Below are 26,268 nucleotides of genomic sequence, written 5' to 3' on the forward strand. Positions count from 1 at the left end.
CACGCACTTCGTGCGTCAATAACAGACGGCGAAGCCGTGATATTTCTCCCTAGCCCCTAGATTCTAGATCCTGTTCCCTCCTAACCACTAACCACCAACCACTAACCACTTCCTACTGTCTACTTCCTACTTTTAAGGTTCGAGGCTCGAGGCTCCAGGCACGAGCAGTGAGCCATGAGCCGTGAGTTTTCAGGTGATTAGTAAGCAGTTAAAGGACAAACTCGGAGTTCATCCCCCAACCACCAACCACTAATCACTAACCACTATCTACCTCATACCTCACACCTCAAAGCCACTTTTCTATATTTGTCCGCGTATGTTTACTGGAATTATTCAATCTACCGGCGAAATCGTCTCGATAGAGGCTCGTGGTGATGCTCTCTCGATGCGTCTCAAGTCGCCGGGATTCTTCAAGAATTGCAAATTGGGCGACAGTGTCGCCAACGATGGCGTTTGTTTGTCTATTGAAAGTTGTACTGATGACGAGGCGGTCTTCTGCCTTATGCACCAGACGGTCGAAAATACGGCTTTCAAACAGGCTGCGGTCGGGAAATTGGTCAATTTGGAACTTCCGTGTCGTGCCGACAGCTTTATGGGCGGGCACTTCGTGATGGGCCATGTGGACTGTATTACCGAGGTAATCCAGGTGACTCCGCGCGAAACGGGCGTGGAAGTCGATCTGAAAATGCCTGCGGACCTCAAACGCTACATTATTCGCCGCGGTTCCATCTCCCTGAACGGCATCAGCCTTACGGTGGCCGAAAAGTTCGAGGATTCCATCCGCGTGTGCATCATCCCCGAGACGCTTGCTCGTACGAACCTGCGCAACTGGGTTGCCGGGACCATCGTGAACGTGGAAGTCGACATGCTCGGCAAGTACATTGAAAATTATCTGAAGGAACGTGACCTTGCTTAATACGATTGAAGAGGCCATAGAAGATTTTAAGAACGGCAAGTTTTTGATCGTGGTTGATGACGAGGACCGCGAGAACGAGGGCGATTTTGTCATCGCCGCCGAGAAGATTACTCCCGAAAAGGTGAACTTCATGCTCCACGAGGGCCGTGGCGTGCTCTGCTGCCCGCTGCCCATCAAGCGCTGCCATGAACTCAACCTCACGCGCCAGACGGCCGAAAATACGTCGATTCTCGGGACTCCGTTTACCATCATGGTCGACAAGATTGAAGGCTGCACCACGGGTGTTTCCGCCCACGACCGCGCGGCGACCATCCTCGCTCTTTCCGACCCGAACTCCAAGCCGAGCGACTTCGGGCGGCCGGGGCATATCTCGCCCCTGTACGCCCAAGAAGAGGGCGTACTCCGGCGCGCAGGCCATACCGAGGCTGCGGTGGATTTGGCGAAGCTTGCGGGCCTGCGCCCGGCGGCCGCCCTTATCGAAATCATGAACGAAGACGGGACGATGGCCCGTATGCCGCAACTGCAAGAAGTGGCGAAGAAGTTCGACCTCAAGATTATCTCCATCCGCGATCTCATCGACTACCGCCTCAAGAACGAAAAGTTGGTGCAGCGTGTGGCTGCTCCGCACGTGACGACCAAGTACGGCGATTTCAAGGCTTACGCCTACCGCAGCAAGACCGACGGTGTGGAACACGTGGCCTGGGTCGCGGGCAATCCCGATTTCAGCAAGCCGGTTTACGTGCGCGTGCACAGCGAATGCCTTACGGGCGACATCTTCGGTAGCCTCCGCTGTGACTGCGGCGAACAGTTGCAGTCTGCCATGAAGTTCATCGGCGAGCACGGCGGCGTATTCCTGTACATGCGCGGCCAGGAAGGCCGTGGCATCGGGCTCTGCAACAAGCTGCGTGCTTACGAGTTGCAGGAGAAGGGCATGGATACGGTCGAGGCGAATCTGCACCTCGGGTTCAAGTCGGACCTCCGCCAGTACGGTACCGGTGCCCAGATTCTTGCAGACCTCGGCGTGAAAGAAATGCGCCTTTTGACAAACAACCCGAGCAAGATTTCGGGCATTTCGGCTTACGGACTCAAGATTGTGGAGCGCGTGCCTATCGAGGTCAAGCCGAACAAGGAAAACCTTTTCTACCTGCTCACCAAGCAGAAGAAGATGGGTCACCAGCTGCACGTGGATTCCGATGCTGCCGGCGAAAAAGTTTTAAAAGAGGAAAAATAAGATGGTTAACGAAATCAAGAATTCCCTGAACGGGGCGGGACTCAAGGTGGCAATCGCCGTCGCCCGCTTCAACGAGGTCGTGACCGACAAGCTCCTGGAAGGGGCGCTCCGCCAGCTCGAGCTGCTGGGCGTTGCCGACAAGGACATTACCGTTGTGCGCGTTCCGGGCGCTTTTGAACTTCCGGGCGTGTGCCGCCGCCTTGCCGATTCGGGCAAGTACAATGCCGTGATGGCTATCGGTGCCGTGATCCGCGGCGAGACGAGCCACTACGACGTGGTGGTGAATGCCTCTACGGGCGGTGTCGCAAACATCGCTGCCGAAGGCAAGCTCCCCGTGATTCTCGGAATCCTCACGACCGATACCGTGGACCAGGCTATGAACCGCGCTGGCCTCAAGGCGGGTAACCTCGGGAGCAACTGGGCATCCACCGCCGTTGAAATGGCAAATTTGTACAAGGCTTTGTCCTAACCATTTGCCCTAACCACCAACCACTAATCACTAACCACTAATCACTAACCACTAGTTATGAACGTAAGTTATCGACCAGCCCGTGAATTTGCAATGCAGTTGCTGTACGCTATGGAGATTACCAGTGCGACAGCAGGGGAGGCTTTGCCCGGTGTGCTCGAAAGTCGCCCGATCCATGACGACCAGAAAAAATATGGAATGAAACTGGTGGACCTTGTCCAGGCCCATCGCGAAGAACTGGACGAAGACATCAAGAATGCCGCCGTGCATTGGGAAATCAACCGCATGGCAAAACTCGACCGCATCATCGCGCGTATCGCGATGGTTGAACTCCTGTACGTCCCGGATATCCCCATGAAGGTGGCCCTTTCCGAGGCGGTCCAGATTGCGGCCAAGTACAGCACGGACTCCTCGAGTTCGTTCGTCAATGGAATTTTAAATGGCTTCATGCTGAAGCATGGAATTGTCTCTAGCTCTCAAAATAAGGAGAAGTAGTCGTGATAAAGGAAAAATGGATGAAACACATTTTTGCCGGCATTTCCTGCCTAGTTGCTCTCATCGTCTATGCGATGACGATGGCGCCGACCGTCAGTTTCTGGGACTGCGGCGAATTCGTTGCCTGTGCCAATACTCTTGGCATTCCCCATCCTCCTGGAACCCCGTTCTTCGTGTTCTTTGCGCGTGCCGTAATCGTGTTGCTCCCGTTCGTGGGCGAGATTGCTAAGCGTGTGAACTACATTTCCGTGGTGAGTTCTGCGGCTACTGTCTACGTGACGGCTCTGTTCGCTTGGGAATTCCTCGCGTCCATCCTCAAGAACGACGCTCTCGCTGCCAAGATTTCTGGAAGGGTCCGCACGTTTGTGCTCGGCTCGGCTTCTTTGGTTGCCGGCTTCCTTCTGACTTTCTCCGACACGTTCTGGTTCAACGCTGTCGAAGCCGAAGTCTATGGCCTTGCGATGCTCATCCTCATGCTCGTCTCCTACCTCGGCCTTGTCTGGTACAACAAGAGGGACGAAGAGGGCAGCGACAAGATTCTCATCTTCATCTGCTACATCGCCTTCCTTGGCGTGGGTGCGCACCTTTACACGATGCTCACGATTCCTGCCGTGTTTGTCTTGCTCCTCATTGCGCAGCCGGGCAAAATCAAGGAACGCATTCCTATATGGATTACGGGTACGCTTCTCTGCTCCGTCATCTACATGGTGTCTGCCTTTATCGAACTTTCTCTGGGCTGCCTTGTCGTGCTCGCCGTCTTGAGCCTGGCCAAGCCGTTCAATGCCAGGGTGAACAAGGCTGTCCGCCTTTCTCTCGCTTTCTCCTTCTTCGCCCTGATTGGTTACAGTACTCACCTCTACATTCCTATCCGTTCGGAACTGAACCCGATTATCGACGAGAACGACCCCGAAATCAACATCCGCGACGAACAGGGCAACCTCCAGCTCGGAAACCTCTTCAAGAGCGAGAACTGGGAATCCTTCAACAACTTCGTGGAACGTAAGCAGTACGGTTCCGAGAGCATGATTGCTCGCGCCTTCTACCGCCGTTCTCGGCTGGCTCACCAGCTCTTGAGCTTCCCGAGCATGAGCTACGGTGGCTATCAGATGGCCCAGTACCTGCCTTACAAGGTGGGTGGAGTGAACTACGCTAACGGCGTGTACACGTTCGATCCGGCCGAAAACGAACCTTTGGAACGTTTCGGCTTCAAGTTCCCCACGCAGATGATTTTCATGGGCGATTCGATTCTTCCGCAATTGCTCATCTTCATCCTCTTCAACGGCTTGCTCGTCCTTGTCTGTGTCTTTGCATGCAAGCGTAACCGCCATTTGGGTATTTTCCTTTCTGTTCTCTATGCGCTCTGCTCCTTGGGCTTGATTTTCTATATCAACTTCGCCGACGGTACCCGCATGGAACAGCGCGACCACGACCAGTGGGTTGCTGCGATGACCCGTAACGTTGCCGACCTCAACCGTGCCGGTGCATCGATTCCTTCTGTGCCCGACCCGAATGACTTGATTGACGCCCGTCAGGCAATCGAGCAGGGCAACATCCGCCTTGAGTTCCTTCGCCAGCATAGGGCTCCTGCAGCGACGATTTCCGCTCTCGAAGCGCAGATCAACGACCTCAAGAGTTCCAGCATCTGGACGACTTGGACCAAGATCGAAAACGCTTATGCCCAGGTGGGGCAGCGTGCTCCGTTCCCGGAAGCGGTCCACATGGAAGTGCGCGAACGTGATTACTTCTACACGCCGGCATTTATCTTCATGAGCATGATGCTCGGTATTGGCGCCGGTATCCTCGTGTTCCTCTTCGCGACTTCGGCCTCGTTTGCAACGTTCGCTTCGCCTCTTGCCGCCATTCTCGTCCTTGCCGCATTCGTGATTCCGTGTGGCTCGAACTTCAAGGAACATAACCGTTCCGGCCTGTGGGTCCCGTGGGATTATGCCTACAACCTGCTCAATAGCTGCCGCCCGAACGCCATCCTCTTTACCAATGGTGACAACGATACCTTCCCGCTGTGGTTCGCACAGGAAGTCGCCGGTGTCCGTAAGGACGTCCGCGTGGTGAACCTCTCGCTCGGTAATACCGACTGGTACATCAAGCAGATGCTCGACAATCCGCCTGTCCTCAAGCTGAGCTACGACAAGGATGCCATTAGGCGCGACATGGTGCTTGACTACAGCTATGGCAACAATCCCAACCACCTCACTGCGACTTGGCTCAAGAATGCCGAACGCCTCATGCCCAAACTGAAGGAACGTATCGACCAGATGGAAGGTCAGCAACTTTCTGCCGCTGATTCTGCCAAGCTCCTGCAGCTCAAGGTGCATTACCAGGTTTGGGATGCCTTCCACGACTGGACTGCCCGTAGCCGTAGCAGTGTTATGCTCACTCAGCACAAGCTTGTGCTTGACCTGACCATGCAGAACATGGACAAGCCGATTCACTTCTCGACGACGGTCGGCATGTCGAACTTCATGGGCCTCGAAAAATACATGGTCCAGGAAGGCATGATTTACGATTTCAAGAAGGGTGACCTGACGGTTCGTCGTGGCGACTTTGATCCTGTGCGTACGGCCAACCTGATCGATAGCGTCTACAAGTTCCGCGGTCTCGGTGATGGAACCGCCTTCGTGAACAGCGAAACGCTCCGCCTGCTTTCTAGCTACATCTCTCTGTACTTGCAGATTTCCTTTGATGCCCGCGAGAAAATTACCGCCATCCGTAGCGAGAAGCCCTACACGATTGCTCGCAAGGCCCAGGTGGACGCTCTCGCCCTTAACGCCATCAAGTTCCTCGAAATGGGCATGTACCAGTTCCCGGACGAATGGCGCAACTACTGGGCTGCCGCCTACGTGTACGAAGCTGCCGGCATGAAACAGCCTGCTCTCGATGTGCTCGCTCGCGGTCTCAAGCATGTTCCTGCTTACGACGAAGGTGGCCGCGCTCGCCTCGCCATGAGCCTCAAGTCCATGGAGCAGATGCCGGATGAACCTCCTGCAATTGAGGCCGATACTCCGGCTACCGATTCCGGTGCAAAGGACAGTGCCGCTCCCGACAGTGCAGCCGTTGTCGCTTCTGCGGGAAATTAACGAGTCGAGGTGATGATGGATTTGAGCATGGTCATTCCGGTCAAGGACGAAAACGAGAACTTGCCGGACTTGATGAAGGAAATCGCTGCGGCGATGGAACCGACCGGGTTTGAGTACGAGGTGATCGTCATCGATGACGGCAGCCGCGACAATACCTGGGAAGTGGTTGAAAACTTGTCCAAGGATTTCCCGTTCGTTCGCGCTTACCGCTTCCAGTTCAACTGCGGCAAGGCCGCTGCCCTCGCTTACGGGTTCACCAAGGTGAAGGGCCGCTATGTCGCCACGCTGGATGGGGACTTGCAGGACGATCCTCTTGAAATTCCGAAGATGATCGACATCCTCGAAAAGGGGTATGACCTCGTTTCGGGTTGGAAGGTGCGCAGGCTCGACCCTTGGCACAAGACGATGCCGTCCAAGCTCTTCAACCTGACTGTATCCATCGTTTGCGGGCAGCGCTTGCACGATTTTAACTGCGGCATCAAGGCGTACCGCAGTTGCGTGGTCAAGTCCATCAAACTCTATGGGGACTACCACCGCTTTATCCCGGTCATGGCCAAGTGGCAGGGCTTCCGTATAACGGAAATGCCTGTCGCCCACAGGGCGCGTGTTCACGGCGTTTCCAAGTACGGCGTTTCGCGCTTGGTCAGCGGGTTCCTGGATCTCGTTTCCCTCATGTTCATGCGCAGTTTTTCTGCAAAGCCGCTCCACTTTTTCGGGCTCATCGGGCTTTTGTTCCTGTTCCTGGGCCTAGGTGTCTGCGGTTACTTTGGTTATGAATGGTTCAACACGGGTGCCTTGCATGTCCGTCCGCTTTTGCTGGCCGGCGCCTTCTCGATGGTGATGAGCGTGCAGTTCATATCCCTCGGCTTGCTGGGAGAGATGCTGAATGGCAACAAACAACGTTCGTACCCAGTTGCCGAGACGATAAGAGATAATTAGATTGGTGTAAAATTTTGTATGGATAGGAGTAAGAATGACGTTTCCTAAGAGTTTGGTTATTGTCCCGACTTACAACGAGAAGGAAAACATCCTTCTGATGCTGGACGCTATCCTTCAGCAGCATGAGTGCCTGGAGGTACTCGTTGTCGATGACGGCTCTCCGGACGGTACGGGCGACATGGTTGCTGCCGAGGCCGAGAAGAACACCCGCATTCACCTGATCCGCCGCAAAGGCAAGATGGGGCTTGGCTCCGCTTACGTGACCGGTTTCAAGTGGGCGCTGGAGCGCGATTACGAGCGCGTGTTCGAAATGGATGCCGATTTCAGTCATTCTCCTTCGGATTTGACCCGTTTTTTGGAAGCTGCCGAGGAATCCGACTTGGTGTTGGGCAGCCGTTACATGAAGCAGCGCATCAGCGTGGTGAACTGGGACCTCCGTCGCCTCATTTTGAGCTACGGCGCGAACGTGTACACGCGCATGGTGACCGGCCTCCCGATTAGCGATGCGACCGGCGGTTTCAAGTGCTTCCGTCGCGAGGCGTTGCAGGCTCTGAATCTCGACAAGATGAAGAGCGACGGCTACTGCTTCCAGATCGAGACGACGTTCAAGATTTGGAAGAAGGGGCTCCGCGTGAAGGAAATCCCCATCGTCTTTACCGACCGCACCCGCGGTACCTCCAAGATGAGCGGTGGCATTATTTCCGAAGCATTCTTCCTGGTGCTCAAGCTTCGCCTGGGACTCGCGTAATTAGACGAGAGACGAATGTACTCCTGTTCTATCATCATCGTTGCGTACAATTCCTGTGATTTCATTCCGGCGTGTCTGAAATCGGTCCGTGACGCATGTGAAGGGCTGGATTCCCAGATTATCGTTTTGGACAACGGGTCGAAGGATCGCATCACTCCGGAAATCAAGAAGTTTTTCCCCGAGGTCCTGTGGCTCGATTCCTCGGAAAACCTGGGCTTTGGCAAGGGCTGTAACCTCGCCGAAAAACATGCGACCAAGCCGTTCCTGTTTTTCATCAATCCCGATACGGTCGTTTCGCGTGATTCGTTCACCAAGGTGCTCGATTTCATGGAAGAACATCCGGAATCGGGTACGGTGGGTTGCCGCATCTTGAACGAGGACGGCTCTATCCAGTGGGCGTGTCGCCGTTCTTTCCCGACGATTATTTCTGCTGTTTCCAAGACGATTGGTCTTGCGGCCATGTTCCCGAACAGCAAGATGCTCGCAAGCTACAACATGACGTATGCCGACCCCGACGCGGTTACCGAAGTGGATGCTATCAGTGGCTCGTTTTTCTGCATCAAGCGTGAATTGTACGAGTCCCTGAAGGGCTTTGACGAAGACTACTTCATGTACGGCGAAGACTTGGACCTTTGCTTCAGGACAAAGGCTGCGGGCTACAAGAACTACTACACGCCGTCGACGAACATACTGCATTTCAAGGGCCAGAGCTGCCGCACGCGCCGCTGGGGCTCTTACGTGGACTTCTACAAGGCGATGCTTATCTTTGTGCGCAAACACAAGGACCTTTACTTTGTTCCGAATTTCCTCGTTTCGTTCGGTATTCTGTTTGCTGCGTTCGTGGGCATGTTCTCGCGTTTGATTCCGAAGTTCTGGAAGATGTTTTTGGATTTGGGCGTTGTGGCTCTGTGGGCGTTCTCGTTCCTGAACCACTCAAGCGTGGTGTCCGATGTGTGCTTCCCTGATTCCAGTTGCCTCGAAAGTGGGTGTGCCGGGACGAGTGAGGTTATAAAGCATTCCATTATGGATTTTGCTCAGTTCGAAGACTGGTGGCTTGTTGGCCTGGTGGTCGTCGTGAACTTTGCGTTCCTGATTTTCCGCGGGGAATATACGGAATCGAGTCTCAAGGGCGAAAAGTTCCTGCGCTACTTGATACCGCTGAACTTGCTTACGGTGGGCGGGTATGAGGTTTTTCGCTACTTTACCCAGATGCCTGTCGTTGTCGATGGCAATAATTGGTGGCCGTACGACCCGCATTTGATGGTGTGGATTACCTGCTCAAGCCTCTTTATCCCGCTTGCGCTTTTGGCTTGGCGTCGCGTTGCATTCTGGATAAACTATTTCTACCGCATCTTTGCCAAAAAACGTCACCGCTCCATTTTGCTTGGCGGCCGCGAGGACTCGCTCACGAACTGGTTCGATAGCTACAACGTGATTCCGGGAATCGAAATTCTCGGCTGCGTGAGCGGTGAATCCGAAAAAATCAGCGAAGAGAACCGCCAGCATCTTCTGGGGCCGCTTTCGGACATGGAGTCCATCTGTAACCGTACGGGGTGCCGCGAACTCCTGGTTGTGTCCAATTTTTCGGGTTATCGTGAAGATTTCGACATCCATTGGCTCGACAAGCTCGGTTTGAAGGTCTATTTGCTCATTGGAAACGGCAAAAACGGCAATTTTGCCCTTGTGGACCTCAAATATCTGCATTAGCCCGAACCTTTTGCCCAAAATGATGTTATTTTTACGTAAGTAATTGATATTAAAGGTCTTATGTTCGATACAAATCTTTTGAGTATTCTTTGCTGCCCGGAATCCCGGGGTGCTCTCAAGCTGGCGGACGACGCATGTCTCTCTGCCGTGAATGGTGCTATTGCCGCAGGTTCCCTCAAGAACGTGGCGGGTGAAATTATTTCTGAGAAGATGGACGAGGCTCTCGTCTCCGAGGACGGTAAGCGTCTCTATCCGATTCGCGAAGGAATCCCGGTCCTTTTGTCCGACGAGGCGGTTTCGCTTCCTTTGGGGGGAGTATAAATGGCTGTTACTTTGGATTTGCTGAAAAAGACGATTGGCAAGAAGAAGGGCACGTCGATGGCCTTTGCTTGGCTTGCCGATTTGGAACGTGCTTCGGGCGACCTGGACGGTTCCCTGCGCCGGGTGAATGCCGGCCTCCAGAGTTTCGCAGTCGACCTTCCGGGCATGTTGGTCCGTTCCCGCATCCTCTTCGAGAGGGGCGAGTTCGAGGAATGTATCAAGGAATGCGAGAAGGCTCTCAAGGCGGACCCCTTCTGCCTGTCTGCCCAGAAGCGCATGGGCGACGCCTACGACCAGCTGGGTAACGAGGCCGAACGCAACAAGTGTTACCGCCGTGTCCACGACATGGATCCGCTCGATAGCTTCTGGAAAGAGGAATACGATGTCGTCCTTGCAACTGCCGCTGCAGTCCAGGATTCCGACTTCGTGATGCCGGGCCTTTCCGAGGATAGCTCTAGCAATGCGGACGATGGTCTTTCTCTCCTGACGACAAGCGGGAGCGACGATTCCCTGTTCGTGAAGGAAAATTCCATCAATCCGGACGAACCGGCTCCCGAGGATTCTTCTGGTATTTTTGAAAAATCGCTCGACTCCAGCGCCGATTCCGTCTCTTCCATTTTCTCGAAGTCCGCCGAAGACAAGTCTACGAAGTCTCCGTTCGAGGACTTCTCCATCGACGAACCGGTGGCCTCCATCGAGGATGCCGATTCCGACAGCACGGCATCCCCGTTCGATTCTTCGAAGAGTGCCGATACCGAGGAAGATCCGTTTGCGGCCTTGTCGGCCCTGCTCCCCAGCGACGATGGTGTCGACAGTTCCGCTATGGACAGCTTGCAGCAGTCTCTCGATGCCGCTATGGCCGATATCGATTCTGGAGATTCTGACAATCTGGAAGATTTTGCCGACGACAATATTTCTGGCGGCGATGTATCCAACGTGCTTTCCAGCATGTTCGGCGACGATTCCATGGAATCGGAAGACGACAGCGCGAGCGAGTCTCCGTTCAACCACCTGAATATTCCGAACGAAGTATCTCCGGATTCCTTCAATGCAAAGGATGTCAAGTCCGAAGATATCGCCCTGACGAACGACGAGAATTTGTTCGGGCTCATGGAAAAGATGGACGTCCATCCCGAAACTCCGGCAGAGGAACCTGCGCAAGAAACTCCTGCGGCTCCGGCCGACGACGACAAACCGCAGAGCGTGGACAGCGCCTTCGCAAGTATCTTCGGCGAGGACGAACTCCCCGAAGAAATTCCGCAGAACACGGCCACGGCAGAGCCTGCCGAGGCTCCTGTTGAAGAACCTGCGGAAAAGCCTGCGGAAAAGCCTGCCGAAGAACTTGTCGATGATGACGAACCTTTTGCCGAACTCCAGGAAATTACGCCTGTGCAGCCGGCTCCCTTGGCGCCTGCAAAGCCTGCCGTCGACGAAGGACCGCAGAGCCTGGACAGCGCTTTTGCAAGCATCTTTGGCGAAGACGAATTGCCCGAAGAACACCCGCAGGGGTCTGCCGCCACACCCGAAACGGACGATGCCGCCGATACGACGCTGTCCTTTGACAGCGAGGCTGTCGGTTCGCTGAATTCGATTTTCGGTGACGATGATTCTCTTGAAGAAAATGCCACCGCAGAAGATGATGTTTCCACTGTATTTAGCGACAGCTCCGATGTGTCCGTCGTGAAGCCGGAAGAAACGGCTGGCGAAGAGGAAAGCCCTGTTCTGGGTTCGCTTTCGGAGCAGGTGGCCAAGGCCGAAGACGAACTGGAATTGCCGACAATCCATAGCGCTCCGGAACAAAACTCCGAAGAAACAATTGAAAACGAAGTGGGCAGTGCGCTCAACTCTATCTTGGGCGACGACGACCTTGACTTGCCCGAACAGACTCCTGCCAAGGAAGAAGCTCCTACGCAGGAATCGACGAGTGCCGCCATCGAAGAACGCGTGATTCCTTCCAGTGCGGATGCTTCGCTGGAAGCCGAAGTGAACGGCGCCTTCCAGGGACTCTTCTTCACGGACGACGATTCGCTTTCCGAATCGGAACAAAAGGATGAGCCCTCCAACAAGGGGCTGGACTTCCTCATGTCCGGCGATTCCGACGACGAGGTCTCCGTTGGCCTTATCAAGGACCCCTCCAAGCCGCTGGACCGCGGAGCGGCCGATATCGACGAGAGCCTGAACACGAAGACGCTCGCCGAAATCTATTTTGAACAAGGTCTCTACGGCAAGGCGATGGATATTTACCAGGACCTCTGCTTGAAGGAGCCGAATAACGCGGAATACCATAGCCGCCTGGAAGAAATCGAAAAGATTTATCGTGAAAAGTTCGGAGGCAATGCCAATGGCTGAACAGCAGGAACGTCGAATTGAGCTCCGCATCGAGCACCTTCTCCGCGAGATGGTGAACCGCAAGGCTTCAGACTTGCATATCCGCGTCGGCGCTTCTCCGACATTCCGCATCAACGGCCTTTTGCAGCGCCCGTTCGACATCAAGGTCGACGGAATCATGATGGATTCCTTCTTGGACGATATCATGAACCGCGACCAGAAAGTACGTTTTGAACAAAATAAAGAATGCGACTTCGCCGTGGGTGCCCGCGAGTTGGGCCGTTTCCGTGTGAACGTGTTTAGGCAGCGCGGTTCCATCGCTATCGTGATCCGCCACATCAAGGCCCAGATTCCTCCGTTCGAAGACCTTCATTTGCCCGATGTCATCCGCGACATGGCTTTGACCAAGCGCGGTCTTGTCCTCGTGACCGGTACGACGGGCTCGGGTAAATCGACGACGCTTGCGTCCATGATCGACCATATCAGCAATCACGAGTCGGTCAACATCATCACGGTCGAAGACCCGATTGAATACCTGTACAAAGACAACAAGGCGATTATCTCGCAGCGCGAAATCGGCGTGGACACGCTTTCTTACGGCAATGCCCTGCGTGCAGCCCTCCGTCAAGACCCGGATGTCTTGCTGATTGGCGAAATCCGTGACCTCGAGACGATGCAGATTGCCTTGACGGCGGCCGACACCGGCCACATGGTCTTTGCGACAATCCACACGACGAACGCGACAGAAACGATTCACCGTGTGCTCTCGATGTACCCGCCTCACCAGCACGACGAAATCCGCTTGTTGCTGGCCGAAGTGCTTGCGGGCATTATCTCTCTGCGCTTGTTGCCGACCAAGGACGGGAAGGGCCGAGTCCCTGCTGCAGAAATTCTCGTGAATACGGGCGCCATCAAGGAATATATCCAGGACAAGGATAAGATTGACCTTGTGGAGCAGGCGATTGCCGAAGGGCACATGCAGTACCACAGCCAGACCTTTGACCAGGCCTTGCTCGAACTGTACAAGGAAGAAAAGATTTCTCTCGAGACGGCGATGAGCGCCGCCACGAACCCCGACGATTTCGACCTCAAGATTCGCGGCATTTCCGGCACGTCCGAACGCAGCTGGATGTAGTTTTTAGCAATGACAAAATCGATTCTGTCTTTTCTCGCTGTTCTAGTTATTGGCGGCATGGTTTCTGCGATGGCCGCTTCTCCGGTAATTGGCCCAGAACATTCCAGGAATCTGAAACTCCTTGAATCATCTCCGTTGCTTTTTGAATTGCACCGGCAGACGACTGGCGACAACTTGCAGTTCTTTGCCTATCCTCGTCGCGATACCAATTTTATCAAGCATTTCCGGGAGACCGAAGGGACGGCTCTCCTCTATATCGACAGTGATTCAAGGGATTCTGCCCGTATCGGCAGAGGTTCCTATGGTCTTGCCGCATCGATTGTGGGCGGAATAGACTATCGCGGTGCGGATTCCTTAGTGGATACCTCCATTGTCGGTGGAAAGAGTTATCGCAATGGGGCAACCTTCGGCGATACGATTTGGCCGTCGGTCGATGGCGGCCTTTATCTCCGTGGCTACATCGATTCCGTGGATTTCGTCCTGGATGCTCGCATCTACGACGAAGGCCATTCCTCCAGCGTTCCCAAGTCGTACGATCGCGAATTTCTGGAAGTCCAGGATGCCAAGGACAATTCCGGAGTCGAGTACGTAAGCTACGCCCGCTATCGTGCGCACTTCGGTTTCAATTATGATTGGCTCCGCATAGACCTTGCTCGCGACGTGATGCATTGGGGGCCCGGTTACTACAACAACCTCACGCTCAACCAGTTCGCGCTCCCTTACAACATGCTTTCGATGGATATGTACATCGGCCCGCTCCATGTGCTGACTTTTTACGGGGACTTGCGGGTTTACAACAATAGCATGAGCATGGATAACAAGGACGATGTGCGCCATGTCTTTGGCCACCGCTATGAACTCGCTGTCGGGAATGTGACCGTCGGCATGAGTGAATTGCAAGTGCTTTACGACAATATGAAACCGTGGCTGTTTGTGCCATGTGTCCCGCTGTTCATGGAAAAGGGCAATTACAGCGAGGATTCCAATAACGGAGCGCTTGCGCTGGATCTCAACTACCGCATTTTCAACAGCGTGCGTCTTTATACGGAATTTTTCTTGGACGATATGGAAAGCCCTGTAAGCCTGGTCAAGAACGACAACATCGAAGCGAAGTGGGCTTGGATGGCCGGTTTACAGGCGGGGCACGATTTCAAAGTAAAGGGAAAACTGCTCGAGGCGGGGACGATTGCCGAATATGCGAGAATAGAACCTTATGTTTATTCGCATTTCCACAAGAATACAGCTCAGCTGGCTCACTTGGGTTACCCTCTGGGAAACCAGAACGGCCCGAACAGCCAGGTTGTCGACTGGACCGTTTATGGGCGGTTCGATGGGAAATTCGTGGCTTCGGTGCGCAACTCCTGGTTTTGGAAGGGGACGGATTATGGCAGTGCTGTCAACGATACGACGCCCCGGCATAACCACATGAATCTTCCGAAGAAGTTCTTGGATGGCGCCTCGATGAAGTATTCCATAACTCCTGCGTTGGCTTACGAGGGGCACTATGTCTCCTTCATGGGCGAACTCACGCTGATAAACGACGAAAAGGTTTATCTCCGTGCTGGATTCAAGTTCTAGGGGGTACGATGTCTGCTAATAAACCGGAACTTTTGGCACCTGCGGGCGACCTTGTCCGCATGCGCTATGCTTTTGCTTATGGGGCCGACGCCGTGTATGCCGGCCAACCCGCTTTTTCTCTGCGTGCCCGCGAGAATGGTTTCAGGAACTTGGACGACCTTGCCGAAGGGATTGCCTATGCGCATGGCCTAGGGAAAAAGTTCTACCTGACGAGCAATGTCATTCCAAGGAACGTGAAGGTGGAAGCCTTCCAGAAGGCGCTACTTTCGGCTCTTGAACTTAAACCCGATGCTTTGATTGTCGCCGACCCCGGTTTTGTCGGCTGGCTCCGCAAGGTTTCCCCCGAAACGGAAATCCACCTTTCGGTGCAGGCGAATACGACGAATTACCTTGCCGCATCGTTCTGGAAAGATTTGGGTGTGCGCCGAATTATCTTGAGCCGTGAGCTTCGTCTGTCTGAAATTTTAGAGATAAAGGAAAAAGTCCCGGACCTTGAACTGGAGGTGTTCGTCCACGGAGCGGTCTGCATGGCCATGTCTGGCCGTTGCATGCTTTCGAACTGGGTTGCCCACAGGGATGCAAACCAGGGTGCGTGCAACAATTCTTGCCGGATGCCTTACCGACTTTATGCGAACCCGGAACCGCAGTGTGACGAATATCACACTCACGAAGGGAGCTTCTCTTTGCAGCGGGCAGACAAGTCTGAACTCGATCCCATTGCGTTGGACGAGGATACTTGGGGTACGTACTTCATGAGCAGCCGTGACCTCTGTGCCCTGGATGTGGTGCCGGAACTTGTCGCGGGCGGGCTGGATTCGTTCAAGATCGAGGGGCGTACCCGTTCGGTGTACTACCTGAGCCAAGTCGTGAGGGCCTACAGGATGGCTATCGATTCTGTCGCCTCGGGTGGGGGAGTCCCCGATGAAAGCCGCCGGGCCATTACGTTTGTGGATGGTCGTGGGTTCATGCCCGGATTTTTGCGCGGGCCCCTGCCGCAGAACTACGAAGCGTCGCATGTGGATGCCGCCGGCGGTTGCGTTGCGGCGCAAGGGGTGGAATTCGAGCCGAATACGGGGGCTCTGAAGGTCAACGTGAAGAATCCGTTCTCGGTGGACGATTCCCTGGAACTGATGACCCCCGAAGGCATGGTGCCAGTCGAGGTTTCCGCCTTGGTCGATTTCCGTGGACAGGCGGCCGACAGGCTCAATCCCGGCACGGAAGGGCGCGTTTTCTTGGAAAATAATGTGCAAAATATCGCAAATAACGCGAAATTTGCCTTTATTGTGAAGAAGAACCTTTTTTCGCTAGGCGACAAAACATAAATTTGGCGTATGGCTATTGATGAAAACACGAGGAAGCGGAACGCGCTGGAACTTTATCAGATTGATGAAGATTCCATTGTTCCTTTTTTCCAAGCGCACATAGCCGACTTGCGTAAGTTTATTCAGGAACATGCGGAATCCAAGCTTTCGCTCCTTGAACTTCTGAAACAGTTTATCCGTATTTACCGTTTGCCGTTCAACATGCAGCGCTACATGTCGGTGCAGAGTACGTTCATTCGCGAGACATTGCAAGAACGCGTACAGAACAGGCAGGATGCGGTGAGCCACTGGATCCAGGAACACGCTGGCCGTCATCGCGACAGGATGATTCAGCTGCAATGCTTGTTCTTGGACCGCATCAAGGAACGTCTGATTCCCGAAATCCAGAAGATGCTGGATGACGATTCCGGAAGTCATTGACAATCAACGTTTTCCGTTAAAAAATTTAGCTTGTTTATACCAAAAATGGCGTTTTTGGTACAAATTCGCTAATTCTTTTGTCTGTGATAGTGCTTTTATGTGCATATTTTTTCGTTTGTAATTGCTTATAAAAAAATGTCAAGGGATTCTTTTAAATTTTTCTGTTGATAGAATGTGAAATCCTAGGGATGTTATTTTGATTGGCAGGTTATTAAATCGGTCAATGATGGTAGCTGAGCGGGGATGAAAAAAAAATTGCCCTTTTTAGGCTTATTTTGCGCTTTTTGAAAAAAATCCAATTCCGTCCCTCGCGGTGTCGGGGGCTTTATTTAATTTTTTCGTAAGTTTTTTTGATACCCCTCGTTTTGGAATAACTGTGGAAAATACTATTGCTTTATTGGATTTGTCGTCGTCCCCTTGGCTTCGTGTCCTTGAGTACGTGCGTTCGAAATGTAATGAGTTTGGTGTAGCTTTTTTGGATGCCGTCGGTTTCGAAGGCGTGCAGGACGGGTATGCGCAGCTGACCGTTCCCGATACCTTCCGCGCGACTTGGCTCGATAGCCACTATGGAGACCTCTTCCGCAAGGCCTTCTCCGCTGTTTTGGGTTCTGAATTCGTCGACTATACTATCCGTCTCCTGGCCCCGTCCAAGGCTGTTCCCGAGATGAAACTGTCTGCTCCGGCGGTCGTGCGCCCTGTTGTAAAGGCCCATGCCCGGAAAGAAGCGAAAAACGACCTTAAACTGTATGCCCGCTTCACCTTTGACAACTTTGTCGAAGGGAGTTGCAACTCCACGGCTTTGCGCGCTTGCAAGACCGTTTCGGAAAATCCGGGCGATCCGTCTTTGAACCCGCTGTTCCTCTATGGGGCTTCTGGCCTCGGCAAGACGCATCTCTTGCAGTCTATTGCGGCCGATTTGGTGGCGAAGCGCCCCGAAATGCGTGTCACGTACTGCCATGCTGCCGATTTCCTCCGCGATTACACGGCAATCTACAAGAACCACGCCGAATCCCGGCAGTTGCAGGACAAGTTTGAACAACGGTATATGCTCTGCGATTGCCTCTTGCTCGACGATATCCAATGGATAGAGAAGGGCGAGAAGACTCTTGAAAAGCTTTTCTCCTTGGTGGCCTACCTCCGTGCTCACGGCAAACAGGTCGTCATCTCTTGCGACAGGCACCCGTCCAGTTTCTGTTCGGGCGAAGTCTCTGCGACAAACCGCAAGTCTGCTATCCCGCACATTTCCAGGACGTTCCTTGCCCAGTTAGAATCTTGCGTGGCAGTTGGGCTTGACGAACCGGACATGACGACCCGCCTGAACCTTATCGAGAAGAAGTCCGTGAATGTGCCGTTTGTGGACGGCGACCGCGAAGAAATCTGCCGGTTCCTTTCGGTGCCGCCGCGCAGTAACGTTCGTGACATCGAAGGGCTGATCAACTGGCTCAATGCCATGCACACGCTGAACGGCGTGGAACTGGATTTTGCCTGCGTCAAGCGCCTGATGGGGGAGAACAAGTCTGGAGGGGCCGCCGAAACGCTCACCGTCCGGAGCATCGCCGATACGGTTGCGTTCCAGTTCAACGTGGACTTCTTGGCTCTTGCCTCTAAGCGCCAGGATGCGGCTGCTTCGGTCCCGCGCAAGGTGGCCATGATGCTTTGCCGGGAATATACCTCCGAATCGCTTGTTTGTATCGGGGAAGCATTTAATCGCGACTATGCCACTGTGATTGCCGCCTTGAAATCCCTAAAAGTGCAGATGGAAAAGGATGACGGCCTGAGGAGGCGCGTCGAAGACATCCGCTACATGCTGGAAGCGTGATGAAAGCACTTATTACGGGTGGCGCGGGCGTCGTTGGGAAGGCGCTCTGCAGGGAACTTGAGGCGCGTGGTGTGTGTGTGCGCGTCCTTGCTCTCCCTGGCGATACTTTGGCTAGTTCGCGAATACCTTCGGGTGTGGAATTGGTTTATGGCGATGTGACAGACTTCGAGTCCATCCGCACGGCATTCGACGGTATCGACGTGGTGTTCCACTTGGCTGCGGCCTTGCTCTCGACAGTTCCGGGCGAGTTCGAACGGGTCAACGCGCAGGGGACGCGCAATGTCGTGTCTGCGTGCCAAGATGCCGGTGTCCGGCGATTGCTCTATGTGTCCAGCATTTCCGTCACTTATCCCATCCTCACGCCTTATGGCCAAAGCAAGCTTGCTGGCGAGCAGGCGGTGAAGGAGTCGGGGCTCGACTGGACCATTGTCCGGCCGACGCTTGTGATTGGCGATGGGGGCGGAGTCGAGTTCAACATGTACGCAAGGTACGTATCCCGCTTCCCGGTTTATTTCTTGCCGGGTGGGGGGCTCGCCCAGAAGCGCCCGGTCCGCAGTGTTGACTTGGTCCAGGGGATTGCTGCTGCGGGGTTGTGCGAATCTGCCGTGGGGAAGACATACGCATTGGCGGGCCCATCGTCTATGACGATGGCGCAGATGGCCGAGGCCATTCTGCGCGGGCGCGGCCTCAAGCATCGGATGATTCCGCTGCCCTGGTTCATCTGCCGTCGTTTGGCTATGCTCAAGTCGTGGATCGGTGGCCGGAAGGTCACTGCCGAGCAGGCCCTGGCCGGGTTCCTTTACGATGCAGTTCCGTCCATCGAAAGCGCCGAAAAAGACCTCGATTATCACCCAAAATCGCCTTTTGGAGCCTAAAACGCCCTTTTTTTATGAAAAAAATTTTTTTCGTGGAGCGTTTTTGTGTATATTCATAATGTAGAATTATAACACAGGCTTTATATTATGAAATTGAACTATCTTTTGGCCGGCTTCGTGGCCACCACTCTTGTTTTTTCTGGCTGTAGTTCCGATTCCGGTTCCGATGGCGGAATCGATCGCGAAGATGTTTCGTCTTCCAGTTCTTCGGAACAGTCTTCTTCTTCTTCCAAGAAGGTTTCGTCTTCTTCGGCCAAAAAGGAAATGCCCGATGGCGTGCGTGCGGCGACTCTTGACGACCTTTCCCGCAACATGCTGATTGATATCGACGGGCACGAAATTCACATGGCTGCCGGTTCCAAGCAGGGCCTGTTCTCGTTCTGGCTCCTTCGCGGCGATGGCAAGGGCCAGGCCGATACGGGCGAGGTTGTCGTGAAGAGCGACTTTGCGGATGGCGTCATCAAGTTGACCGAAGACAATGCGACAGCCTCTGTCATCACCACGCTCGAGAAGGATTTCTTCCTTTACAAGATGGCCAAGAAGATGACCATCGAGTTCACTGTGGATTCTGCGGGAACCCTGATGTATTCTGTGGACAAGGCCAAGGCTAAGGACGTCAAGTCGGAACAGGTGCCGGCGACTCAGGCGAAAATCGGAAAGTACGACGACATGGTGGGCAAGAAGCTCACTTGCAAGTCCGGCGATACGACCGATGTCTACAAGTTCTTCGAAGGCCGCTATGTCATGGAAAGTACGGCCGGCAAGAAAAATATCCTGATGGTGGGTGGTTTTGCCGATATCCATCGCGGTACTCTGCTCCTTATGCCTGAATATTTCTCCGATGGCGTGATGGCTCTGTACAAGTACTCGGTCTCTAGTGAGTTCGATCTGGATTCGCTTGGCTGCACAAGCGAGGAATTCAAGTTCAAAGCGATCAAGGCGAAGGACCTTGCCGACAACTGGTACAGCTACGACAAGGAACTCAAGCTGGATTGGAATTTCATGTTGAACGAAGACGGAACCTACAAGCTCGAAGCGTTCAGCAACACGAACGAACAGGGCAAGGGCGGTCATTGGGATATCTACGGCAACGTGCTGTTGCTGAGAGGCGAATCCTGTGTCGATCCGTCGTCTTGCGAAGTGCTTGTCATGGGCACGGTCGAAGATTTTGAAAAGGGCAAGGGATTTACCTACAAGCATTCGAGCGGAGAAGTTCCTCCGATGCCTACCGAGTGGGTGATTCAGAAATACGAAGATTAATTCTTTATGGAAAGAGCCGCTGCATTATTAAAGATTTTTATTTTCTTGAGTCTCCTGTTTTCTTCTGTCGCCTTCGCGCAGGAGGAAACCTCTTCTCCTGAAGGCTTTGTTCCCGCAGCGGAAGTTGCCGCTGAGTTGAATGTCCGCGACAGCGTGATGGCTGCACGGGAAAATTCGTGCAATGTCGAAAAGGATTCTTTGCGCACGGCGGTCGAGTCCGAGCAGGCCAAGAGCGCCAATTGGGAAAAGAGCTACAATACGATAAAGCAGGACAATTCGGTTTGCCAGCAGGCTTTGCGTGTTGCCATCAATTCGCAGACAGAGAAGGATGGCTCTAGTAAGAAGGAAGCCGCAATGATGACGTCTTCTTCCTTCTTGGGTGGAATTTTACTTGGGATGCTTTTGTTTTGGTTGATTTTCGATTAACAAAGAAAAGCATGAGGTTGGTATGAGAAAAAATTGCTTTATTCTGGCTGCATTCCTTGCCGCAGGAATCTCCTTTGCTGCGGAACCAGGGCCGTCTCAGACGTTCCAGATGGGCAAGCTGCTTTCCCCATTGAGCTCGGTTCCCATGAAGACTGCGGAAATCGTTGCGTATATGCCCGAGTTGAAAAAACTGTTTGTGGTGGGCGACGAGCCAATCATGGAAGTCGTTTCGCTTGACAAACCCGACAAGCCCAAGGTTCTTGGTGCGATGAAGTTGATGGGACGCGGTTCCAGCGTGAGTGTTTTCGGAGACTTTGTCGCCGTGAGCGAAATTGCCGACCCCGAGCAGGATCCGGGGTACGTCGAAATTTTCCAAATTGTCGAAGACATGCCGAGAAAGGTCGGGTCGTACAAGGTATGCGCCCAGCCGGACATGCTTACCTACACGCCCAACGGCAAGAACATTCTCGTCGCGTGCGAGGGTTCCCCGAATAAAGACATGAGCGTGGACCCGGAAGGTGCCATTGCCATATTGACTCCGGGACGTCTCAACAAGAAGGATTCCTTGTTGGTTAAGGTCAGTATTGTCAACTTCAAGAAACTCAAGGATAGTGACTTGATGGATGATGGCGTGCGCACGATTGGCACGAACCCCTATGCGCAGACGCTTGAACCTGAATATATCACGGTTTCCAAGGATTCCAAGACAGCGTGGGTGAGTTTGCAAGAGAACAACGCCATTGCGAAAATCAATATCCCTGCAAAGAAGGTTGTCGGTGTGTTCCCTCTGGGATCCGTGGACCATTCAAAGCCGGGCTTTGGGGTGGATGTGCGCAAGAATGGGAACATCAAGATTGAAAACGTGCCTGTGCACGGGTTGCGCCAGCCGGACGGAATCTGCTATTTTGAAGCCGATGGGAAACCTTATATCATTACGGCTAACGAAGGTGCCGAAAGTGATGACTTTAATGGCTGGACGGATGTGACGAACGCTTTGTCGCTGTTCGAACGCGGTCGTCTTGACGAGGACGTCTTTAACGGCGAAGCGCTCAGCGCACTCAAGACTTTGAAAATCAGCAGCACGGACTTCTGTGCCGAAGGGCAGAGGAAGTGCCCTTACGTTTACAGTTTTGGATCTCGCTCCATCAGTATCTTTGACGGGAACACTGGCGAACTTGTATGGGATTCCGGCGACAAGATTGAACAGATGCTTGCTTCGGTTGCTCCGGAATACTTCAACTGGAATTCCAAGAAGGACAAGGTCAAGATGGATGCCCGTAGCGACAACAAGGGGTGTGAACCCGAAAACGTGGTCGTGGGTATGATCGGGTCTCATCGCCTTGCCTTTGTCGGCCTAGAAAGGATGAGCGGCGTTGTCGTGTTCAACATTACGAACCTCGACAATCCGAAAATTATCGACTACTACATGGACCCGAAGGACCGTGGCCCCGAAGGCCTGCTGTTTATCCCCGAAGAACAGAGCCCGCTTCCTGGCAAGGCTTTGCTCGTCGTCGGTTACGAATACAGCAAAACCCTCACGATTTATACGGTAAAATAGGAGTGAGGTCGGTTGTGTCAGTTGTGAGTTGTCAGTTGTGAGTTGTCAGTTATGAGTTGTCAGTTGTGAGTTGTCAGTTATGAGTTGTCATTACTCATAACTCATAACTCATTACTGTTTCCGGCCATGGGTGCTTGGGATAGCGGCCGCGCAGCTCCTTGCGTACTTCTGCGTAGGTGTTTTGCCAGAATCCTGTTAAATCCCAAGTTTTTTGGATAGTGCGGAAGTTCGGTGCGAGGATGTCGTACCGGACTTTTAATTTGCCATCGGCAATTCTGTGCTCGCCGTGGAGTTGCATGAAGTCTTCGATGCGTGCCGAAATTTCGACGAGGACGCCTTCGATACTTTGTACGGACTTGCCGCTGTCGTCAATGGCGACGGCCTGGTAGCTGTACCGTGCGCGTTTGCCGTTGGGGAGTGTGTAATGGTCGGGGAAGGTCCTGTTTAGCCAGGCGAGCATGGACTTGCCGAAGTATTCCTCGACAATGTTACGGAAGCGGTCTTCGTTTATGTCGCGCAGCAAAAAGATTCCGCTCGCAAATTCGTCAAAGATCAGTTCCATGTCCTCTTCGTTGAATTCGGGCAGGCCGTATTCCGGATAGAGCTTGGCGGCAAGGCGCATCTTGATGAGTTGCGTCTGCATTTGCTCGGTGAGATAGCGGCCACTCCAGTTTTCCTTTTCAATCTTTTCTCGCCAGGCGTTGACGGTGAGTTCCTTGAGCTTGGCAAGCACCTTGGGCGAGGCTTCTTGCGGGATGATTTCCTTGCGGGAAAGTTCTGTGGTGGTGCCGTCGGCATTTTCGGTTTCGCTGATTTCTACGCCGATGAACCGTTCCTGGCCGCTGCGCCACAGGAGCTCGTAGCGTGTCTTGGCGGTGTTCCCGCCGAGCATGTCCTGGGTGATGGGGGCGTACAGGTTGACCTTGAGTTCGGACTTGCTGCCGCCGCCGGTGCGTAACATCGTTAGCGCCAAGATGGCGTAGGGCGGCTCTGCGACTTGCAGGCGGATGATGTTCTGGTTTGCAAGTTTGTATGCGGAACCGCTTGGTGTGGCGAGCCTGTCGGGGAAGGCCTTGAGGAGACTTTGAGCGACGAGGCGTGAAGTGTTGGAATGGGTAGAATTGTCATTGCGCGTCTCGTTAGAGGCGTGGCAATCTATTCTCTCGTCTAACCCATCGCGGTAGTCCCGCAGTTGCCGGAGTGTAAAACTTACTTCGCGCGGGACGTTGATGCTCTTGGCGAGCGTGTCGGTGGCGAGTGTGAGGATGTCTTGCGACACCTTGGATTTCTGCAATGTCTCGGTGCCGGAATGGACCCAGGCGAGAGCGGCTAGCAAAAGGTCGGGGAGGTCGGCCTGGCTTTGTGCCGAGGCGAGAAGCAGGGCAAGCGGGATGCTTGAAACCGGCGTGCGGATGGCCTTGAGCCCGAGTTCCGTGATGGAGCCCTCCTTGAGCATCCCGAAACCTTCGAGTAACTTTGTGGCGGCCTGTGCGCGCGCTTCCGGAATGGGGGTGGGTAGTTCTAGTTGAGATTGCTTTGCTTCGCTCGCAATGACATTGTTGGAGGCGTCATTGCGAGCCTCGTTAGAGGCGCGGCAATCCAGTCCGAATTCAAGCGCTGCTTTCTGCAACAGCAGTTCCGACGGCTCGATTTGCAATACTTCGGGCACGATTCCCCTGGGCATGCGTGTCTCGGAATCCTCGCTCCAGAGGCGGATGGCGCAGCCGTTCTGTGTACGGCCGCTACGGCCGCTGCGTTGGATGGCGTTCTGCATTGAGATGGGCATGGTGCGCAGCACGTTCACCTTTTCGCTATCGTCGTAGAGGCTTACGCGTTCGATACCGCTGTCGACGACTCCGGTGACATTCGGGACGGTGATGGAGGTCTCTGCGATGTTCGTGGTGAAGATGACGCGCGGGCGTTCGGTGATTTCGAAGATGCGATCCTGCGTTTCGCGGTCTTGCCCGCCGTAGAGTTCCAGGAATTCGGCGCAGCTGTTGCCTAGCGCTTCGGCGGCGGCGCTGTGGCAGCGGGCGATTTCGGCCTTGCCCGGGAGGAATACCAGCGTGGTCTGCCAAATGTTGTTGCGGTAGAGTGTCCGGAGAGCCCGCACCACTTCGGCGTCAATGCCTACGCCCGAAACGAGCGAATTGCCCGTGGCGGGGGCCTGGTGGATAATTTGTACGGGAAACAGCGGGTGTCCGAGGCTTAGGCACTTGACGCCGAGAACCGCCTCGAGTTCCTCGCGGTTCAGCGCCGCCGACATCACCGCCACTCTTGGCAAGGTCCCTGAGCCTGCCGAAGGGCCGCTCACCTCTCGTCTAAGCAAATACCCGAACAGCAAATCCATGTCGGCCTTGCGCTCGTGGTACTCGTCGAACACGACCCAGTCGGCGTCCATCTTGCCGTGCAGCAGTTCTTGCAAGAAGTTACCATATGTCTGGAAGAGAATGCGCGTGTCGGCACTCTTGCAGCTGTCTTGCCTGAACTGGTAGCCGACTGTCTTGCCGCAGGGCTCGCCGTGGAGTTTTGCCGAGAACTGCGCGAGCGAGAGTGCCGCGATGCGGCGGGGCTGCAACACGACAACGCGCCCCTTGCAGTGCTTGCTTAAAAAATAGGGGATGAACAACGACTTGCCCGAACCCGTGGGCGCTTCGATAAGCAAGTTGCGCGACGAATCAAGCGCCGCTTCCAGCTTGGATTCTTCTTCAGCGAGGGCTAAATCGTTATAGGTCATGATGGATGAGGTGTGAGGTCGCTCCTCTTACAGAGGAGCTTTGAGGTGTGGGCACGGTTTCTTGGCAGAAACCTTTGAGAAAAATGGCTCCTTCATGTTTTTTTTGCTCAGAGCGAATGAAATGAGCGGCCTCATAGCTCAGAGGCGCAAAGCGCCGGCCTCGCTGCTACCTCGGGTATTTGAGCTTATCGCCGGTGGCGGCGTCCATGTAGGGCGGCTTGCCTTCGCGGAACTTCTGGTTGATGACGAGGTTCTCGATACGACGACGCAGTCCCTGTTCCGTCTTGCAGAAGAAGTACACGACCTTGTTCGTGCCGGGCACGAGGAACATGGCGAGCTTGTACTTTTGCTTGACGGCACGGCGGAAGAACATCATGTCTTCTTTCTTGGGGATGACGAGGTTGCTGCCTTCCTTGGTTTCGCAGATCATGTCGGCATCGGCGAGCAGGGCTTTGGACTTCTGCTTGAGGGCGGCGAAGTTCGGCTCGGTGTTCTTCTTGATGGTTTCGAGGCTGAACGCTCCACCACCTTCCTTGAGGGCCTTGCGGACTCCGCGGAATGCGAAGATGGCGAGGACGATGACAACCAGTGCAATCAGGTACGGCCAGTAGTTGGCAAGAAAATCTAACATAGGGACCTCGGGGGTTCTGTTTTACGCACGCAAATATAGAAAAAAGGGAGGAGGGGCTAGAATCTAGGGGCTAGGGAAAGACAAGATAAACGATACTAGGCACTTTAGTGCCTTAGTAGAGTTATCCTCTATGAGGAGAACGCCGCTGCGCGGCTACAGACGAGACAAAAAGTAGACAGTAGGAAGTGGTTGGTGGTTAGTGTTTGTCATTGCGAAGGGCGAAGCCCTGAAGCAATCTCCGTTAGAGAATCTAGAGGT

At 54.0% G+C, this 26,268-nt stretch carries 21 protein-coding genes; 19 read left to right on the forward strand and 2 right to left on the reverse strand.

Annotation, left to right across the window (positions count from 1 at the left end):
* Positions 1–316 precede the first annotated feature (316 nt).
* The 19 genes from Q0Y46_RS13055 to Q0Y46_RS13145 all read left to right on the forward strand — a co-directional run bounded on the left by Q0Y46_RS13055 (position 317) and on the right by Q0Y46_RS13145 (position 22,642).
* A complete protein-coding gene (locus Q0Y46_RS13055) occupies positions 317–916 on the forward strand; it encodes a riboflavin synthase (RefSeq protein WP_295683634.1) in 600 nt (199 codons plus the stop codon).
* Positions 903–2,147, forward strand: coding sequence for a bifunctional 3,4-dihydroxy-2-butanone-4-phosphate synthase/GTP cyclohydrolase II (locus Q0Y46_RS13060; protein ID WP_295683630.1), 1,245 nt, complete (start codon positions 903–905; stop codon positions 2,145–2,147). The genes Q0Y46_RS13055 and Q0Y46_RS13060 overlap by 14 nt, the downstream gene beginning before the upstream one ends.
* A gap of 1 nt (position 2,148) precedes the next feature.
* Positions 2,149–2,616 carry a 6,7-dimethyl-8-ribityllumazine synthase gene (ribH, locus tag Q0Y46_RS13065; protein WP_295683627.1) on the forward strand — a complete coding sequence of 156 codons (468 nt, stop codon included), beginning with the start codon at positions 2,149–2,151 and terminating at the stop codon, positions 2,614–2,616.
* 57 nt (positions 2,617–2,673) lie between these two features.
* Entirely contained in the window at positions 2,674–3,111 is a 438-nt protein-coding gene (gene nusB / locus Q0Y46_RS13070) for a transcription antitermination factor NusB (RefSeq protein WP_295683624.1), read from the forward strand.
* A 20-nt stretch (positions 3,112–3,131) separates the two neighbouring features.
* Positions 3,132–6,206 (forward strand): DUF2723 domain-containing protein, encoded by a 3,075-nt coding sequence (locus Q0Y46_RS13075; protein WP_297947925.1) that lies wholly within the window; start codon positions 3,132–3,134, stop codon positions 6,204–6,206.
* 12 nt (positions 6,207–6,218) lie between these two features.
* The gene (locus tag Q0Y46_RS13080; protein WP_295683619.1) at positions 6,219–7,145 is read left to right on the forward strand and encodes a glycosyltransferase family 2 protein; all 927 of its coding nucleotides are present in this window, start codon (positions 6,219–6,221) and stop codon (positions 7,143–7,145) included.
* A gap of 34 nt (positions 7,146–7,179) precedes the next feature.
* Positions 7,180–7,893: a polyprenol monophosphomannose synthase gene (locus Q0Y46_RS13085; protein ID WP_295683617.1), complete on the forward strand. Its 714-nt coding sequence runs from the start codon at positions 7,180–7,182 to the stop codon at positions 7,891–7,893.
* A 15-nt stretch (positions 7,894–7,908) separates the two neighbouring features.
* Positions 7,909–9,600, forward strand: a complete 1,692-nt coding sequence (locus Q0Y46_RS13090) for a glycosyltransferase family 2 protein (protein ID WP_295683614.1) — start codon at positions 7,909–7,911, stop codon at positions 9,598–9,600.
* Between the two features lie 60 nt (positions 9,601–9,660).
* The gene (locus Q0Y46_RS13095; protein ID WP_295683612.1) at positions 9,661–9,921 is read left to right on the forward strand and encodes a Trm112 family protein; all 261 of its coding nucleotides are present in this window, start codon (positions 9,661–9,663) and stop codon (positions 9,919–9,921) included.
* On the forward strand, positions 9,922–12,270 hold the full coding sequence (locus Q0Y46_RS13100) for a hypothetical protein (protein WP_297947930.1): 2,349 nt from the start codon (positions 9,922–9,924) through the stop codon (positions 12,268–12,270). It abuts the gene before it with no gap.
* On the forward strand, positions 12,263–13,384 hold the full coding sequence (locus Q0Y46_RS13105) for a PilT/PilU family type 4a pilus ATPase (protein WP_295683606.1): 1,122 nt from the start codon (positions 12,263–12,265) through the stop codon (positions 13,382–13,384). The genes Q0Y46_RS13100 and Q0Y46_RS13105 overlap by 8 nt, the downstream gene beginning before the upstream one ends.
* Positions 13,385–13,393: 9 nt before the next feature.
* Entirely contained in the window at positions 13,394–14,962 is a 1,569-nt protein-coding gene (locus Q0Y46_RS13110) for a hypothetical protein (protein ID WP_297947934.1), read from the forward strand.
* A gap of 8 nt (positions 14,963–14,970) precedes the next feature.
* A complete protein-coding gene (locus Q0Y46_RS13115; protein WP_297947936.1) occupies positions 14,971–16,284 on the forward strand; it encodes a U32 family peptidase C-terminal domain-containing protein in 1,314 nt (437 codons plus the stop codon).
* A 9-nt stretch (positions 16,285–16,293) separates the two neighbouring features.
* Positions 16,294–16,704 (forward strand): hypothetical protein, encoded by a 411-nt coding sequence (locus Q0Y46_RS13120; protein WP_295683597.1) that lies wholly within the window; start codon positions 16,294–16,296, stop codon positions 16,702–16,704.
* A 376-nt stretch (positions 16,705–17,080) separates the two neighbouring features.
* The gene (locus Q0Y46_RS13125) at positions 17,081–18,523 is read left to right on the forward strand and encodes a DnaA/Hda family protein (protein WP_297947939.1); all 1,443 of its coding nucleotides are present in this window, start codon (positions 17,081–17,083) and stop codon (positions 18,521–18,523) included.
* A complete protein-coding gene (locus tag Q0Y46_RS13130; RefSeq protein ID WP_295683593.1) occupies positions 18,523–19,398 on the forward strand; it encodes an NAD-dependent epimerase/dehydratase family protein in 876 nt (291 codons plus the stop codon). The genes Q0Y46_RS13125 and Q0Y46_RS13130 overlap by 1 nt, the downstream gene beginning before the upstream one ends.
* 93 nt (positions 19,399–19,491) lie before the next feature.
* The gene (locus Q0Y46_RS13135; protein ID WP_297947944.1) at positions 19,492–20,658 is read left to right on the forward strand and encodes a hypothetical protein; all 1,167 of its coding nucleotides are present in this window, start codon (positions 19,492–19,494) and stop codon (positions 20,656–20,658) included.
* A gap of 45 nt (positions 20,659–20,703) precedes the next feature.
* Complete coding sequence (locus Q0Y46_RS13140) at positions 20,704–21,084, forward strand: hypothetical protein (protein ID WP_295683587.1); 381 nt, start codon at positions 20,704–20,706, stop codon at positions 21,082–21,084.
* Positions 21,085–21,106: 22 nt separating this feature from the next.
* A complete protein-coding gene (locus tag Q0Y46_RS13145) occupies positions 21,107–22,642 on the forward strand; it encodes a choice-of-anchor I family protein (RefSeq protein ID WP_297947947.1) in 1,536 nt (511 codons plus the stop codon).
* Between the two features lie 94 nt (positions 22,643–22,736).
* Here Q0Y46_RS13145 and Q0Y46_RS13150 read toward each other — a convergent pair whose 3' ends face one another.
* A complete protein-coding gene (locus tag Q0Y46_RS13150) occupies positions 22,737–25,379 on the reverse strand; it encodes an ATP-dependent helicase C-terminal domain-containing protein (protein ID WP_297947950.1) in 2,643 nt (880 codons plus the stop codon).
* A gap of 166 nt (positions 25,380–25,545) precedes the next feature.
* The gene (locus Q0Y46_RS13155; protein ID WP_297947953.1) at positions 25,546–26,010 is read right to left on the reverse strand and encodes a hypothetical protein; all 465 of its coding nucleotides are present in this window, start codon (positions 26,008–26,010) and stop codon (positions 25,546–25,548) included.
* Positions 26,011–26,268: the final 258 nt, after the last annotated feature.

The sequence above is a fragment of the uncultured Fibrobacter sp. genome (assembly GCF_947305105.1).
In the GTDB taxonomy this organism is placed as follows: Bacteria; Fibrobacterota; Fibrobacteria; order Fibrobacterales; family Fibrobacteraceae; genus Fibrobacter.

Excerpts from the sequence above, each read along its gene's own strand:
- Q0Y46_RS13055 (WP_295683634.1), top strand. The coding sequence starts at position 317 with ATGTTTACTGGAATTATTCAATCTACCGGCGAAATCGTCTCGATAGAG.
- ribH (WP_295683627.1), top strand. The coding sequence starts at position 2,149 with ATGGTTAACGAAATCAAGAATTCCCTGAACGGGGCGGGACTCAAGGTG.
- nusB (WP_295683624.1), top strand. The coding sequence starts at position 2,674 with ATGAACGTAAGTTATCGACCAGCCCGTGAATTTGCAATGCAGTTGCTG.
- Q0Y46_RS13075 (WP_297947925.1), top strand. The coding sequence starts at position 3,132 with ATGAAACACATTTTTGCCGGCATTTCCTGCCTAGTTGCTCTCATCGTC.
- Q0Y46_RS13080 (WP_295683619.1), top strand. The coding sequence starts at position 6,219 with ATGATGGATTTGAGCATGGTCATTCCGGTCAAGGACGAAAACGAGAAC.
- Q0Y46_RS13085 (WP_295683617.1), top strand. The coding sequence starts at position 7,180 with ATGACGTTTCCTAAGAGTTTGGTTATTGTCCCGACTTACAACGAGAAG.
- Q0Y46_RS13090 (WP_295683614.1), top strand. The coding sequence starts at position 7,909 with ATGTACTCCTGTTCTATCATCATCGTTGCGTACAATTCCTGTGATTTC.
- Q0Y46_RS13095 (WP_295683612.1), top strand. The coding sequence starts at position 9,661 with ATGTTCGATACAAATCTTTTGAGTATTCTTTGCTGCCCGGAATCCCGG.
- Q0Y46_RS13100 (WP_297947930.1), top strand. The coding sequence starts at position 9,922 with ATGGCTGTTACTTTGGATTTGCTGAAAAAGACGATTGGCAAGAAGAAG.
- Q0Y46_RS13105 (WP_295683606.1), top strand. The coding sequence starts at position 12,263 with ATGGCTGAACAGCAGGAACGTCGAATTGAGCTCCGCATCGAGCACCTT.
- Q0Y46_RS13110 (WP_297947934.1), top strand. The coding sequence starts at position 13,394 with ATGACAAAATCGATTCTGTCTTTTCTCGCTGTTCTAGTTATTGGCGGC.
- Q0Y46_RS13115 (WP_297947936.1), top strand. The coding sequence starts at position 14,971 with ATGTCTGCTAATAAACCGGAACTTTTGGCACCTGCGGGCGACCTTGTC.
- Q0Y46_RS13120 (WP_295683597.1), top strand. The coding sequence starts at position 16,294 with ATGGCTATTGATGAAAACACGAGGAAGCGGAACGCGCTGGAACTTTAT.
- Q0Y46_RS13130 (WP_295683593.1), top strand. The coding sequence starts at position 18,523 with ATGAAAGCACTTATTACGGGTGGCGCGGGCGTCGTTGGGAAGGCGCTC.
- Q0Y46_RS13145 (WP_297947947.1), top strand. The coding sequence starts at position 21,107 with ATGAGAAAAAATTGCTTTATTCTGGCTGCATTCCTTGCCGCAGGAATC.
- Q0Y46_RS13150 (WP_297947950.1), bottom strand. The coding sequence starts at position 25,379 with ATGACCTATAACGATTTAGCCCTCGCTGAAGAAGAATCCAAGCTGGAA.
- Q0Y46_RS13155 (WP_297947953.1), bottom strand. The coding sequence starts at position 26,010 with ATGTTAGATTTTCTTGCCAACTACTGGCCGTACCTGATTGCACTGGTT.